The organism is Rhodoglobus galactosidasius (genome assembly GCF_054957775.1).
This window is the reverse complement of record NZ_JBQIAV010000012.1, coordinates 19,279-33,443: the sequence shown is the minus strand read 5'-3', so window position 1 is coordinate 33,443 and position 14,165 is coordinate 19,279. Positions and strand designations below refer to the sequence as shown.

12 protein-coding genes are annotated in these 14,165 nt (G+C 60.3%); 2 read left to right on the top strand and 10 right to left on the bottom strand.

The features are described from left to right. Nucleotides 1–18: 18 nt before the first annotated feature. Nucleotides 19–1,260, bottom strand: coding sequence for an ABC transporter substrate-binding protein (locus ACTJJW_RS13600; RefSeq protein WP_462645518.1), 1,242 nt, complete (start codon nucleotides 1,258–1,260; stop codon nucleotides 19–21). A 235-nt stretch (nucleotides 1,261–1,495) separates the two neighbouring features. On the opposite strand from ACTJJW_RS13600, the gene ACTJJW_RS13595 reads away from it, so the two are divergent. Both ACTJJW_RS13595 and ACTJJW_RS13590 read left to right on the top strand, forming a co-directional pair. Further along, nucleotides 1,496–2,272, top strand: a complete 777-nt coding sequence (locus tag ACTJJW_RS13595) for an IclR family transcriptional regulator (RefSeq protein ID WP_462645517.1) — start codon at nucleotides 1,496–1,498, stop codon at nucleotides 2,270–2,272. 1 nt (nucleotide 2,273) lies between these two features. Continuing rightward, entirely contained in the window at nucleotides 2,274–3,179 is a 906-nt protein-coding gene (locus ACTJJW_RS13590; protein ID WP_462645515.1) for an HpcH/HpaI aldolase/citrate lyase family protein, read from the top strand. A 93-nt stretch (nucleotides 3,180–3,272) separates the two neighbouring features. Here the strand turns inward: ACTJJW_RS13590 and ACTJJW_RS13585 are convergent, their stop codons facing one another. The 9 genes from ACTJJW_RS13585 to ACTJJW_RS13545 all read right to left on the bottom strand — a co-directional run bounded on the left by ACTJJW_RS13585 (nucleotide 3,273) and on the right by ACTJJW_RS13545 (nucleotide 14,155). Then, a complete protein-coding gene (locus ACTJJW_RS13585; RefSeq protein WP_462645513.1) occupies nucleotides 3,273–4,736 on the bottom strand; it encodes a dihydroorotase in 1,464 nt (487 codons plus the stop codon). Nucleotides 4,737–4,817: 81 nt separating this feature from the next. Further along, nucleotides 4,818–6,257, bottom strand: a complete 1,440-nt coding sequence (locus tag ACTJJW_RS13580) for an MmgE/PrpD family protein (protein ID WP_462645511.1) — start codon at nucleotides 6,255–6,257, stop codon at nucleotides 4,818–4,820. Beyond that, complete coding sequence (locus tag ACTJJW_RS13575) at nucleotides 6,254–7,066, bottom strand: cyclase family protein (RefSeq protein ID WP_462645510.1); 813 nt, start codon at nucleotides 7,064–7,066, stop codon at nucleotides 6,254–6,256. Before ACTJJW_RS13575 ends, ACTJJW_RS13580 begins: the two co-directional genes overlap by 4 nt. Next, complete coding sequence (locus tag ACTJJW_RS13570) at nucleotides 7,063–8,262, bottom strand: CaiB/BaiF CoA transferase family protein (RefSeq protein ID WP_462645508.1); 1,200 nt, start codon at nucleotides 8,260–8,262, stop codon at nucleotides 7,063–7,065. Before ACTJJW_RS13570 ends, ACTJJW_RS13575 begins: the two co-directional genes overlap by 4 nt. An 885-nt stretch (nucleotides 8,263–9,147) precedes the next feature. Beyond that, nucleotides 9,148–9,903, bottom strand: a complete 756-nt coding sequence (locus ACTJJW_RS13565) for an SDR family oxidoreductase (protein ID WP_462645506.1) — start codon at nucleotides 9,901–9,903, stop codon at nucleotides 9,148–9,150. Between the two features lie 4 nt (nucleotides 9,904–9,907). After that, nucleotides 9,908–10,297: a hypothetical protein gene (locus tag ACTJJW_RS13560; protein WP_462645504.1), complete on the bottom strand. Its 390-nt coding sequence runs from the start codon at nucleotides 10,295–10,297 to the stop codon at nucleotides 9,908–9,910. Between the two features lie 516 nt (nucleotides 10,298–10,813). After that, nucleotides 10,814–12,094, bottom strand: coding sequence for an MFS transporter (locus ACTJJW_RS13555; protein ID WP_462645503.1), 1,281 nt, complete (start codon nucleotides 12,092–12,094; stop codon nucleotides 10,814–10,816). Continuing rightward, nucleotides 12,094–12,630 (bottom strand): helix-turn-helix domain-containing protein, encoded by a 537-nt coding sequence (locus ACTJJW_RS13550; RefSeq protein WP_462645501.1) that lies wholly within the window; start codon nucleotides 12,628–12,630, stop codon nucleotides 12,094–12,096. The genes ACTJJW_RS13555 and ACTJJW_RS13550 overlap by 1 nt, the downstream gene beginning before the upstream one ends. A gap of 76 nt (nucleotides 12,631–12,706) precedes the next feature. Further along, nucleotides 12,707–14,155, bottom strand: coding sequence for a threonine/serine exporter family protein (locus ACTJJW_RS13545; protein WP_462645499.1), 1,449 nt, complete (start codon nucleotides 14,153–14,155; stop codon nucleotides 12,707–12,709). Between the last annotated feature and the right edge of the window lie 10 nt (nucleotides 14,156–14,165).

The window sequence follows — 14,165 nt, the reverse complement described above, 5'->3', positions numbered from 1 at the left end:
GCGCTCACTCCCTTCAGGCTACTGCTGAGCAGGAACGGGAAAAACGAGGTCTGCGGTAGCGAAGTCACCGGGAAAGACCTGTTCGATCAATCCGTCCTGCACCTGCATGACAATCACGGAGGCGTTCTTATTCTCACCGGTCTCATCGAATTCGATCGGACCCTGGAACGCCAGCAGCGGGTCTTCTATGCTGATGCCGGAAATGGCATCACGCAATTTCGTCGGGTCGGTGGATCCACTTTCCTCCAGCCCTGCGGCGATAACCTCAACTGCCTGGTAGGACAGCATGGCTGAGGTCTCCATGGGCTTGCCGTACTTGGCTTCGAAACGCTGCCGAATGTCGGCTGCACGTTCGCTCGTCGCACTGTAATGGTAGTTGGCGCTCAAAATTCCGCTGGCCGCCGAACCCGCGCTGGCAGGGAACGAGCTGTCATCGAAGGCGCCACTGGCGATGCCGAACACGGCCTTGATATCCGGTCCCATCGCTTCAACGGCTTTGGCGATGAGGAGGTTGTCGGGGAAGTAACCGGTCACGACAATCACATCCGGATTGACGGTCAGTGCATCAGCGACCTGGGTGGTGGCATCGGAGAAGTTGCTGCCTAAGTATGTGACCTCCTTGGCAACGTCAATGCCCAGGCTCTCCGCTTCGGCCTTGAAAGCCTCAAACACGCTGCTTCCGTAGGCGCCCTCAATGTGGATGTACGAGACGGTGCTGATCGTGGTGCCGCTCTGCTTGGCCATGTCGATGAGGGCGTTAGCGCCTGATTCGCCCATGTTGCTGGCGTTGGGTTGGATTCTGAAGCTGTACTGGTAGCCCTCATCCAGAATCTTGTCGTCGACGGCAACGTCAATGACAAGAGGAATCTTGGATCGTTCTGCAACGGATGCGACATTTATCGTGACATCGGACTGGTAGGTCCCCACGAGGGCGACGGCGCCAGCGCTAATAAGTCGCTGCGCCTCGCTCTGCCCTGTCTCGGCGCTGCCCTGACTGTCGCCAACGATCAACTCGAGGGATGCGCCGCCCTGCGACTTGATGCCGCCCGCCGCGTTGATATCGTCGACTGCGAGCTTGGCGCCGTCACTCATGAGCCCCCCGACCCCGGCCAGGCCTCCGCTCAGCGGATGGACAGCGCCGATGGTGATGGTGTCAGGGTTTCCTGATGCCGTGGCGTCGCTGCCCCCATCACTAGAACACGCCGTGACGCCCAGCATGGCGACCATGATCACTGCTGTACTTAAGATTTTCTTGGTCATAATTGTTTCCTGCGACCTTTCTGTTTCAGATTCTCCAGCGCGACGGTGCGCTGAGAGGAATGAAGAACGTGAAGCCGTTCCGTAAAGCGGAACGTAAATTACGGCAAGAAGGCCGTGTTCGCCTAGTGTTGCACGAGAGGTCCTCAGATAGCTAGCGATTTACAGGAACGTAATGCGATTGACCATTCCGCTCAGCGGACTAGTTGCTATACTGGTCCAAACGAGAGGATTGGCAATGCAACGGGAAAACGTTACGAATGTTCGCCCGAGCGCCGGAGGTACGGAGGCCGGCGACAGAGTCGCAGATGTCCTTTTACTGTTTAGCCGATCCGATGGAGCGCTCGGTGTCTCCGAGATTGCCCGCAGCCTCGACCTCAGCAAAGCCGTGGTCCACCGTATTCTGCAGTCGCTCAGCTCCCGCGGGCTTGTACAGACTCCGCCGCAGACATCGAACTATGTGCTCGGGCCCAGCGCGATCAGCCTGGGCAACAAAGCGTGGAACCAGCTCGACTTTCGAACCATCGCTGCGCCGGTGCTGCGAGCACTGCGCGACAAGACACACGAAACGACCACACTGTCTGTGCTCTCGAGTGATGCGAGAATCTACCTTGACCAGTATGAGAGCGCGAAGGAAATCAAGATGGTCGTGGAAATTGGCGTGCGGTATCCGCTGCATTCGGGCGCGTCGAGCCGGGCGATTCTGGCCTCCCTTCCGCCGGTCAGGGTTGATGAAGCCATTGAACAACTGAGCCGCCTGAATGCAGACCTCGATGAGAGCGAGTACCGCCGTAAGCTCGCCAAGATTCGCATAGACGGTTATGCGGCTTCGCTCAACGAACGCAATATTGGCGCGGCGTCGATCGCCGCCGCTTTCTTCGACAAATCCGGAAACGTGATGGGGTCGATCAGCTCCTGCGGACCGGTCTTTCGCTATGACGCGGCGGATGTTGCGGGCCACGCTGAGAAGGTCACCGCGGCTGCCCGCCAGATTACTGCTCTGCTGAGCCGCTGACATGCAGAACGTAGATACCGCGGTTGTTCGACCGAAATATTTACCTCGCTCATTCCTCTACGTGCCAGCGGACCAGTTCGTACTGTTCGAGAAGGCCGCGGCAGGGCCTGCTGATGCCCTGATTCTTGATCTGGAAGACGCGGTACCGCGTAAGCGAAAAGCCATCGCGAGGCAGAACCTGCGCCGTTGGTTCGACACGCGGCCTCCCGCTGGTGGCAAAAATGTGCGCCCGGTTCAACAGCAGTGGGTGCGCGTGAGCGCGGAGAACATGGTCGCTGACCTCACGGCCGTGGTCGGCGCGGGGCTCACCGGGATATTTCTGGCCAAATGCACGACACTGCTCCTGGCAGAGGCCGCAGCGACGCTCAGCATGCTGGAGCTTGAGCGCGGGCTCTTGCCGGGGAGCGTGGGCGTCATCGGCCTGGTCGAGAGCGCCGCAGCGCTGCTCCACCTCGACCTCATGGCGAGCAATGTGCGACTCGTGACTTTCGCGATCGGGGAGGTCGACCTTATGGCTGATCTGCGCATGACCCGAAGTACCCAGTCAGAGGTCGCGCTGGACTCTCTGCGGGCGCGATTTGTCGTCAGCGCGGCGGCGGCCGGGCTGCTGCCGCCGGTCGCGCCAACGTCGACGGATGTTCACGCTCTTGACGCGTTCGCGGAGAGCAGCCAAAAGATGCACGACATCGGGTTTCGCTCTCGCACAGCTGTGCATCCAAAACAGGTTCCCATTATTCATGGCGTGTTTACCCCAGGAGCCGCCGACATTGCGGCTGCCCGCGAGACCATAGCGTGCCTTGAGCAGGCGCACGGTGGAGTTGCCCTCGACCGCGATGGTCGCATGATCGACCCGGCAGTGGTTCGCGGTGCCGAAGAGGTGCTCTTACGCAGCACGCTAGCATTTTAGGCAGGCAATCGGTGCGCTTGCCTTCGGCCCGCCGCCGTCAGGCCAGAAGAGGTAGCGGCCCGCGGGCCGCTACCTCTTCTGTGTCGGTCGGGGCTAGTTTCCTGAGCGCTTGAGGTATTGCCCACGCGGAGCGCCGAGAATGGCACCATCGCGATAGACAGCGCCGCCGCGAAGGTACGTATCGGTCACCGTGGCCGTAAGTTCATAGCCTTCAAACGGCGTGTATTCCTGCGCTGAAAGCGAATCCTCCGCATGCACGACCTGACCGACGTTGTCGTCGACGAGGCAGAAGTCCGCGTCGAAACCCACGGCGATATCGCCCTTGCCAGCGAGACCAAAGCGGTCTGCCGGGTTTTTCGAGACGAGCTGCGCAATCTTGTTGTATGACAAGCCGCGCTTGCGCCCTTCGGAGATCAAGCCAGGAAGCAGGTATTCGGCCCCGCCGAAACCCGACTTCGCTAGGAAGACGTCGTCCTTCGGGTCTCCGAATTTTGCCTCGTCCTTGCAGCAGGCGTGGTCAGAGCTCACCCATGAGAAGTCACCGGCCAGAACATGGTCCCACATCGCCTCGACGTCTTCGCGGGGGCGCAGCGGCGGGTTGACCTTGCCTCCGACGCCCGTAGTCTCACAATCGGCGAGCAGATGACCCACGGTCACCTCGCGCCGAAAATCGATGTGCGGAAAAGTTGTCTGCATTAGCATGGCTGCTTCAATGGCCTTGCGTGAGCTGAGGTGCAACAGGTTGATGTTGGGCAGTTCCGTCTCGTAGGCCAGATAGGAGGCGATGGTGATGGCCAGTCCCTCCGAGTGCGGCGGGCGCGCGGCGCTGTAGGCTTCGAGCCCTGTCAGCACGCCCTCTTCCTCGACGAGTTTCGTGTAGGCACGCATGATTTCGGCCGTCTCACAGTGCAGTGACAGGGAGATCTGATCTTTGATCGCTGCGTACTTCGGGTCGCGGCGTGCCTTTTCGATGCCGCGCATGATGAATTCGAAGTGAGCGTAGTCATAAGACTCATCCTCGGGAATCATAAGGAACTTGCCCTGATCGCTGGACCGGCCGTGCAGGCCGTGAATGCCGTAGAACATAAAAATTTTGAACGAGGGAACGCCCATGTCGAGCAGGTCAGGGATCTCGTCGATGTGTTCTTTCAGAATGGGGGCAACATGAAAGGCGTAATCGATATAGGCCCGGCCTTCGGCCGCCTGTAAAATCTCGGGGAAGATCGTCTTGTAGGGGCCGGATTTGTTCAGATAGTACGCACCGGTGCGAATGTACGTGATGCCACTCGTGACGCCGCCCTGAGCGCTGGCGCGACTCTCGATGTTGGTGTCCTCGGAAAGTTCGTTGTAGATGCCCCAATGCTGGTGGGCATCTACAACGCCGGGAAACAGGTGGCGGCCATTGCCATCGAGAACCTCAGCAGCGGTGCTCGGGTCGATGTTGGGCGCGATGGAGGCGAACTTGCCGTCTTTGACAGCAACATCGAGGGATTCTACGGACTCCTGGTCGGGGCGGACCACTTTGACATTCTTGATCAACAGGTCGTAACTGAACATGTCGTGCCTTTCTTGACTGTGATTTGGGTACGACCCGACTCCGAAGGAAGTTTCGATGCCGGGGCAAAGAATGTGGTGGGCCTAGGAAACTAGCAGAGCGGGCGCATCGGCATCGACCAGGGTGAGGTTCACGAAAATGTCGTTGACGTTGTCGGCCTGCTCCAGATCACGGCAATAGGTCTGCAAGTGTTCCATGGCCTCTGTGCTCAGTGTGCGCCGGGCATTGTCTCGAAACTTTCGGGTCAGTTCGTCAAAGCTCAGTGGACGATCCGGCCCTCCGCGGGTGGTGAGGACCTTTTCGATGAGGGTGCGGCCATCACTGAGATGAGCGGTGAGCACCGCCGGAAATTGCATGGGAAAGATTGCTGTGCACTCAGCGTCGGGTACCACGTCGACCTTGGCCATCAGAGAACGTCGGTATGGATCCCGCGCCAACTCGTCGGAGTAGTCATCGAGCCCCACTTCGAGCCCGCTGCCCCCGAGCAGCCCGGCTGCAACGGCATAGGGTCCCGAAAACTGTGCCATGTATCCCGTTTCGGGGCGGCGCTTCACCTCGATCGGCTCCCCGATGGTGCGCAGATTCGGCGCGGGTACCCCGAGTACCAGCGACTCGATCTCGTCGGGCGTAATGCCGGCCCGTCGAAGCGCCGCCGCGGCGTCGACGGCCGCATGGGTGAAGTGGTTCGCAGGGTAGGGCTTGAAGAAGATGTCCTGAATCGACCACTGCTGGCCGAGGTCGTCGGTGATCTCCCGCGCATTGAACTTGCCGTGCAGCCAAGCCTGAAAGAAGCCAAATCGGCCCTCAAGAACGGTGGGCGGGCCGGTGAGGCCGAAACGTACGAGATTGACGGCGCTGATGGCAGCGTGCGCAGCCCACCCGCAGTGAATTCGCTTGACGGTTCCACCCGTTCGATTGGCTTCAATGATTCCTGAGGCCATGGATGCGGCAACGCCGAGAGAATTGCGGATCAGGGTTGCGTCGCCGTAAAGTGCGGCCACGGCCGTGGCCGCACCCATGGTTCCGCAGATTGAGGTTGCATGCTGGCCATGCTCAAAGAACACGGAGTTTCCGCTCTCTTTGTCGAAGCCGGCCATGCCCAGTCGCACGGTGACTTCGAGCCCAATAGCGATGGCGCGAATGAGTTCCGCCCCGGTGGCGCCCTTGGCTTGTGCGGCAGCCAGGACAGCGGGAATGACGCTGGCGCTGGGGTGCAACACCGACGGAAGATGGGTGTCGTCGTAGTCGAGCGAATGAGCCAGCACGCCGTTGACAAAGGCTGCCAGCGATGCGGGCAGGGCCTGCGCGACTCCCACCGCATTGGCTTGGGCGGTTCCGCCCTGCTCCGCGGCCCACGCGCGCGCGCCGCGGCTGGTCTCGAGGGGAGCAGCCGCAGCGCAGATGCCCAAAATATCGAGCACGCGAGCCTTGACGCTCTCGACTACCGCCACGGGCAGTTCGTCGTAGCGAACATTGGCCGCGAAATCGGCGAGTTGTTGGGCGAGTGTCGGCTCGGTGCTCATGCCTGCACCAGAGCCAAAGGCCGCACGGGAGACCCGGTCGCTCCATAAATATTCAAGGGAACCAGCACAAAAGTGAATTCGTAGAGCCGACGTTCGGCCAGCTCCTCGAGATCGAGCGCTTCGATGATGTAGATGCCGTTTTCAACGAGAAACACCCGGTGGGCGGGCAAAAGAGCGTGTCCGCCGCCAGGGGCTAGTCGCTCGAACGCGATGGTGTCGGCACCCGCGGCATGGATATGCTGCGCGGCGAGCCAGGTTGCGGCGCCCTCGCCGATTCCCGGCACTCCCGAGGGCCCGCCGAGGTAGGCGGCTCCTTCGGTGAACTTCTTGCCCCAGCCCGAGCGGATCAGCACCACATCACCTTCGCCAACGGGCGTGTGCTGAGCATTGATCGTTCCCTTAATGTCGTCCGCGGTAATTTCGTAGCCACCTTCGAGGTCGGGCACAGCCAGATAGGTGGGAACGTCGAGCAGAACGCCGCGACAAATCATGGGCTGGATGGTGTGCACGCCGTGTTCCACATATTTGCCCCCGATACAGGAGCTGCCGGCATCCGCTCCACCAAAGAGCTTGCCGTCCTGACTGACGTGCGCGAGAGCATCGATGTGGGTTCCGACATGGGTGCCGGTCGAGATCATGTCGTTGGCCGCGCTGCTACCATCGTCACGCATCGTGTCGCCGTGACGTCGGGGGAGAGTATGCCAGAATTGCGGGTGGTTCGGCGATTGCGGCATGCCGACTCTCAGTTGGCGGCCCAGATCAACCATCTGCAGCCCTTGGGCTACCGCCTCAATCAGTGCATCGCTCATCTCACTGTTCCACTTTCTTTTAGGGCGACGATATCGTCGGTGTCGTAGCCGATTTCATCCAGGATGCTGTCGCTGTCTTCGCCGAGGTTGCGCCCGGTGAATCGAATACTGCCCGGGGTCTCGCTCATGCGCCACATGACGTTGTGCTGCAGAACCGTGCCGAAGTCCCGGTCGGGTACGTCGATGAGCATCTTGGTCTCGCGAATGTGAGGGTCCTCCACAATGTCCTGGGCGTCATAGACGGCGGCCACTGCGGCGCCGGCAACAGAGAAGATCTCCATGACATCGGCGCGAGTGCGGTCGCCAATCCACGAGCCAACGTACGCGTCGAGTTCGTCGACGTGCTGCACACGGGTGCTTCCAGAGGAAAACCACGGTTCATCGATGACTTCGGGGTGGCCCACAATATGCATGACGCGTTCGGCGATACTCTGCGCGCTCGTCGACACGGCCACCCATTTGTTGTCTTTGGTCAGGTAGGTGTTGCGCGGGGCGTTATTGGTCGACCGATTGCCATTGCGTTGGCCTATTATCCCGAGCTGCTCATAGTTGGTCGGGCCGGGGCCGACGGCCGTCATGATGGGTTCGAGGATACTCAGATCCACGACTTGCCCGACTCCCGTTCGGTCCCGGTGGCGCAGCGCCATGAGCGTCGCGGATGACGCTGCTATGCCGCAAATGCTGTCGGCCAGTCCGAAGGCCGGGAGCGTGGGCGGACCATCTGTCTGGCCGGTGAGGTGGGCGAACCCGCTCATTGCTTCGGCGAGGGTTCCGAACCCTGGACGTGATGAGTAAGGGCCCGTTTGGCCAAACCCCGTCAAGCGCACCAAAATTAGGCCCGGATTGATAGAGAGAAGCTCCTCAGGGCCGAGATCCCACCGTTCGAGGGTGCCGGGCCGGAAGTTCTCGACGACGACGTCGGCGGTGGCTACGAGTTTTCTGAATACCGCGGCGCCTTCGGCTGTACTGAGGATCAAGGCGAGAGTTCGTTTGTTTCGCGAAACTTCCTTCCACCAGATTGGCACGCCGTTCTTGCCCTCCCCGTGACCGCGCATGCTGTCGCCACGGGTCGGGTGTTCAATCTTGATGACGTCGGCACCGAAATCGCCCAAGATTTGGCAGCATAAGGGGCCGGCCAAAATTGTGGAGACATCCAAAACGCGGAGGCCCGCCAGGGGAGATGGGGAATTCGACATTTTTCTCGTTCCGCTGAGTGAAACACTGAATTCATCAAGTGTAGCGAAAATGCGAGACGGATGATACCCCTGAGCCCAATAAAACAAACAGTAAAATGAGTCGAGCGATATCGCGAAGACTCTTTTGAAAGACGGTGTCGGTATCTTTGTTTCTCTGGCCGGAATGCGCCGAGAAACGACGAGCGGTGGAGTGGGCGACCAAAGTTACCGGATCGCGGCGCGTAGGACCACGATGAGTTGGGAGTCATTCACACGGGCGCCTATGCATTCCGAAAGAATGTGCTGGGCCGTTTCTCTGCACAGAATCTGGGTCACGTCCCCTCGAGTGGATGCTCCTATCTTCATCAAGCGGCGGTGAGCCAATTCTGGCATTGTGCTTCGAGTTCGGCATCGGTCCGTTTGCCGAACTCGAGCCTGCGTAGGCGCTGGCAGGGAACGCTCAGGCTGCGAGCGAGATCAGTGATCGGGATGCTCAACTGCTGGCATTGTTGGCGCGGCGGCGCTCGAAATAGGCCATGGTGCGCTCGTCGTGGTGGCAGAGGCGCACGCGCACGATGCGGTGGATTGGCGTGGTTGGCGAGGCGGTCGCCGGGCGCCCCCTCGCGGCGTAGTTGCGCGTGGACCTTCCGTGGCCCGTAGACACGGTAGTTCTTCTTATGCACTGTGTGGATCTTCACCGCGGTATCCACGTCGCTGACGAATCGTTTTGAGGGCAGTCTTTTGCGTGCCGCGTAGTACGTTTGCGGGGCGATCGATCTCCGGCACTACTTGGACAACACGTGGAACTGCTGGGCAGCGAGGCCCACAGATCAAACGCGCCACAACGAGCGAACGCGCTCAAAAACCGAAACCGGCGCCCAACCCCAGCTGATCGGTGCATCGAGGCTAAGGGATGCTGGTTCGTAACCCAGAATCGAGAAACAAGGTAGAGCCAGCTAGCGCCACCGCCTCAGGTTCAAAAAGCAACTGCACCGCCCATGCGACCTCTGCGGGTGTTGTCAGACGACTTAGTGGCGACGACGCCGCGTATCCAGCATAAATCTCCTCTGGTGAAGACCCGGAGAAATGAGCTTCATCAGCCGCACGCAGTCGCAATCGCTCCGTGTCGACAGGGCCTGGTGAAATGAGGTGCGCCGTCACGTGACGCGGTGCATAAGCGCGGCTAAGTTGACGGATAAGGTTTGCCAACGCGGCGTTAGCGACGCCTGGCACTGCAGCCCCAGCCACGGGGTCGAGGCCAAGGTTCCCACCCAGCGCAATGATCCGCGAACCTTCGACGAGCCCCCCATCAACCGAGCGAATCAGTCTGAGCAACCCGTTCACCTTGAGGTCAATCCCTTCCAGCACAGCGGCCGGTTCGACATCGAGCACTCCCCCACCGAACGCAGCCCCAGCGGCATGCACAACCCCGGATATGCGCGACTCATCAATGACCGGGCTATCCCGACTGAGATCACACGCGATCACTTGAATTCCCGGAAATTGTGCACCAAGACTATCTAATGCGTCCTTGGACCGCGCGATCGCAATAATCGGAACATCGGCACGCACTAATCGCTCAACGATCGCTGAACCGAGAGCTCCCGTGGCCCCGCTGACCACGACGGGTGAAACAACACCGCTCCCCAAACGGGCCGGCATTTGCCTACCGCCCACTGGTTGATTGCAATTCAGCGCGATCTATCGAACCAAGGTTCTCCCGATCAATTGAAACCACGGTCGTAAGCACATAGAAGTAGAATTTTGTGCGACCGGCAGGGCCCCGCTCGGGAGGGATGGGATGGTCTTCGAACCATTCCAGCGCCTTCTCGTAGGCAGCCTCATCAGCGTAATGGATCTCGGCCACGCGGTAGGGAAGAATCTCGTTGGTGATCGAGCTCGCTCCCCCACTAGACGAAGCTACCGGGCGCAATACGGTGTTGAAGAGCAGCCGATCAATGTACGGATTTGCGAGCAGATCGTGCGCGTGCACATCCACTATCCAGTCGTTATATTCCTGTTCGTCGACACCTTCGACAATATCGTATGCAAGCACTGCCTTTATCATCAAACTTCTCTCTCACGCGCTCATTTGCAAGAACCATCGAACCGATGGGACGACAGCTTTCTCTTGGGATAAAATCTCGCCGACTATGCAAGGGGTCGCGGCAAGCGGGTCACTATCGTAGGTCGTTGCCCCTTCCCCTGTATTCAAGTGTAGGGAATACTTCGCGCATCTCTAAAACACACTCTCCGTTTCAAAATGCCACATCAAGCCCCCAACTTCAACGCCTCCGCGCATCCGGCATTCAGGCCCGCGCTACACAGACTCGGATATTCAACCCGCTCGTACTGCGTTCGCTGTCAGCTCTCTACAAAGCCCCGAAGCGGCTCTTGTGTTGAGTAATGCAGGTCGCCGACGCGCAAATTCGACTTTTATTCAGAACCTGACGGCTGCCGCAAGACAGCGCCTGGGTGGCTTCATCAATGCCCGAGACTTGGGCGGCCTACCGACCACCCGAAGTTTGGACCTCGCGGGCTGCAACATATGAAACGCAGTCGCTGGGCAACATTACAGATCCGCACTAACCTTCTGCGCCGAACCCTGCCCGCGCGGCCACGACTCCCCGAACGTCTTCCACAGCATCGGCAGCAACACAGCCGAAGAGACCAACAACACACTGCCGGACACCAAGAACACGGTCGGAGCATCGGTCGCGGTCGCCAACAGCCCCGCGAGCCCAGCTCCCACAGGAAGCGCGGTTCGCGCCAGCACGAGGTAGGTACTGCTGACCCGGCCGAGCATGTGCGGCTCGACGGTGACTTGCCGGATGGTGATGGTCATCACGTTCCACAGCGTGACGGCCGCGCCGTTGAACGCGAGCAGCAGGGATGCGAGCCAGAGGTCTCGTGTCCAGGTGAGGGCGATGATCGAGACCCCACTGACGAGAACCGAAACGACCGCAGCGCCAGGCGCGCCCAGTCTCTGAATGACCCGAATCGCGATCCGCGCACCGACCAGAGAACCGACTGCAGCCAACGCCAACATGATGCCGAACCCGACCTCTCCTGATTGCAGATCGCGCAACGCGTAGATCGCGGCAACACCCCAGAAGGCTCCGGACACCCCAGCCCACACCGCCAGTAGCACCGACATGACGCCGAGTAGTCGAGAGTGCGTCACCACACGAATTCCGTCGGCCAAGTCTGCGATGAAGTTCCGGATGCGCCCTCCCGCACGATCAGGCGCAGCAGGCACAGCAGCTTCGGACGCACCCTCAACCTCACCCAACGAAACCATCGCGAGTGCCGCCGCAACCAGCAACAACACATTCGCAAGAATCGGCACCGGCTGAGCCACCGCAAACAGAATCCCGCCGAGCGCACGCCCGACAAACATCTCACCAACGATCTGCCCTGACTGCAGATCAGAGTTCGCCCGCCCCAAGTCTTTCGCAACAACAAGCCGCGGAAGAATCGCGTGCGATGCCGGATCCGATACCGCCTCCCCCACCCCATAAAGGAACGCGGCCACGCACAGCATCGTGATGTCGAGCATCCCGAGAGCAATCGCAACCGCCACGAACGCCAACACGACAGCACGCCCCATCTGCGACAGCGCGATCAGTCGCCGCTTCCTGACCCGGTCAACAAAAACTCCGGCAACTTGTCCAAAGAGCAGCGCCGGCACATACGTGAACACGGTAACCAGCGCGATAAGACCAGGGCTCTCCGTTACCTGAGTCGCCAACAAAGGCAGCGCGACCAGACGGATGCCGTCGCCCACATTCGTCGCAGTGACGGCGCTCCAGAAAACCCAGAACGGACGCCCGAGCTTTTGCCCGCCGGACATTATTCGCTTCTCGTCGAGCTGCCTACCGAATACGTGAACGCGCCAAGCGAGACGATATCTCCCCCGTCGATCTCGAGCTGCCGAATGGATGCCAGAGCACTCTCCAACAGGACGACCGCAGCTTCCTTGCCTGCCGCATCCAATCGCACCTGCGACACAAACAGTCGCTGCGACTCGCTTGCTTCCATCTGCGAAGCCAGAGCCCGGAGCACTGCGGGCCGAGCACCCGGATCAGTACTATCGGGATCACCAGCGATAGACGGAGCCGTCAGCCCCCAAAGCTGCTGCCTCCCACCGCGCACACTGCGCTCACCAACCTGGCACACGATGCCGGCCCGCTCCAATACGCGCAAGTGGTAACTGATGCTGCCCTTGCGCAGCCCCAACTCGGTCGCGAGCTCGGCCATGGTCCACTCGCGATCACGCAGCAGCCTGAGCATGTCGAGCCGCACCGCGTTGGCAAGGGCGCGGAGGTCGCCGGTGGCAACTGAATCTTCAGCCGGGACAGGGTCCGTGCTCTCAACAGAATTCGTCATTTCATTAGTGTCAACGACCATTAACACTAATGTCAAGAGGCTTTCGTCGGGCCCATTCGCCCAATGGCGAGAAGTGCTACCGCGGCGTGCGTGAGCGCTTCAGCGCCAGCATTGCTGAGCGGTCGAACCCGAAGGTGCGCCGAGCAACGAATCCCCCGATGGTTGTTCCTGCAGCGAGGCCTAAGCCGGTCGCTAGTGCCATAACCATTGCGGGCAGCGCCAGATTGACTCCATATTCGGAATCCATCAACGCGTAGATGCCTCGATACAGTGCGAGTCCGGGGAGAAGGGCGATGATGCCCACCATGTTCGTGGCGCCTTCTGGCACTTTCAGCCAGCGATAGAGAAGGTAGCTGATGACGCCGGCAGCGGTGCCGGCGATTGCGGGGGCTAGCCCTGGCGAGGATGCCAATGGCAGCACCACCCAGTACACGGCAAATACGAGGCTGGCCCCGATTGCCATGAGCGGCAACAACCGCATCCGCACGTAGGAGGCGAGGGCAAAGCCGACGGCGATGATCGCAGCCCCGGCCATCCCCGAGATAACACTTCGATTGTCTCCGAGTGAGTCGCCGACCGCCACCGGTATTCCGAGGCGCAACGAAAGGCTCAAAACGATCGAGATACCGACCGCGAGGCCGAGCGTCATCATGACGACCTCCATTCCGCGGGCAGTCGCCGTGACGTAGTAGCCGCCAATCGCGTCACTGGCCGCAGCGGTGAGCCCGACACCGGAAAGAAGCATGATGATGCCGGCGATCACAATGACAGTCGGACTATTCGATCCGGGCATATCGATGCCAACCGAGTGAAGCCAGAACATGAATACCGCGATCACGGTGGTTACCGCTGCGGCAGCCATCTGAGCGAAGAATGCGGGAACCGACCAGCGTTCTAAGCGACGAGTCATGAGATCCGAGATAGCGGCGGATGCTGCCGCCACGAGCACCAGCACAAAGCTCACGTCGAACATCACCACGACACCTGCCGCCAGAATCGCTTTACCCGCGGTCACCACCCAGCGCCGGTACGGATGCGGTGTTGTCAGAATCGCACCAAGCTGCTCGCGTGTCTCATCCACATCCCCGGGACCGTCCGGCCCCGTGATCACGTCAATGAGCCAGTACACGTTCTGCAGCCGCGTGTAGTCGATGGTGCGCACCTTCACAATGCGCATGATCGACATCGGGTCTTCGTTCATCCCCCGATGCACCGAAACAGTGAGCGAGGTGAAGGTGATATCGACGTGCATTCCGCTGACGCCATACGCAGTACTGATACGAAGCACCGTGGCAACAACGTCAGCCGCGGATGCTCCGGTCGCCAACATTGCTTCGCCGGCGCGCAAACATAGATCGATAACCGAGCGTGCGTGTCGCTGGGACAGCTGCTGCTCGCTGCCCGGAATCGCAATCATTTGGGTCGGCGCGTTAGTTGCGCGCAGGGCTCCACCAGCCAGCTCGACGAGCGATCGGCTCACACGTTGCCGAAAAACCCGTAACCGGTCGTTGATGCCTTCACTCACTCCTCTAGGC

Excerpts from the sequence above, each read along its gene's own strand:
- ACTJJW_RS13580 (WP_462645511.1), bottom strand. The coding sequence starts at position 6,257 with ATGAGCACCGAGCCGACACTCGCCCAACAACTCGCCGATTTCGCGGCC.
- ACTJJW_RS13555 (WP_462645503.1), bottom strand. The coding sequence starts at position 12,094 with ATGTCCGGCGGGCAAAAGCTCGGGCGTCCGTTCTGGGTTTTCTGGAGC.
- ACTJJW_RS13570 (WP_462645508.1), bottom strand. The coding sequence starts at position 8,262 with ATGTCGAATTCCCCATCTCCCCTGGCGGGCCTCCGCGTTTTGGATGTC.
- ACTJJW_RS13595 (WP_462645517.1), top strand. The coding sequence starts at position 1,496 with ATGCAACGGGAAAACGTTACGAATGTTCGCCCGAGCGCCGGAGGTACG.
- ACTJJW_RS13565 (WP_462645506.1), bottom strand. The coding sequence starts at position 9,903 with ATGCCGGCCCGTTTGGGGAGCGGTGTTGTTTCACCCGTCGTGGTCAGC.
- ACTJJW_RS13585 (WP_462645513.1), bottom strand. The coding sequence starts at position 4,736 with ATGTTCAGTTACGACCTGTTGATCAAGAATGTCAAAGTGGTCCGCCCC.
- ACTJJW_RS13600 (WP_462645518.1), bottom strand. The coding sequence starts at position 1,260 with ATGACCAAGAAAATCTTAAGTACAGCAGTGATCATGGTCGCCATGCTG.
- ACTJJW_RS13590 (WP_462645515.1), top strand. The coding sequence starts at position 2,274 with ATGCAGAACGTAGATACCGCGGTTGTTCGACCGAAATATTTACCTCGC.
- ACTJJW_RS13550 (WP_462645501.1), bottom strand. The coding sequence starts at position 12,630 with ATGACGAATTCTGTTGAGAGCACGGACCCTGTCCCGGCTGAAGATTCA.
- ACTJJW_RS13575 (WP_462645510.1), bottom strand. The coding sequence starts at position 7,066 with ATGAGCGATGCACTGATTGAGGCGGTAGCCCAAGGGCTGCAGATGGTT.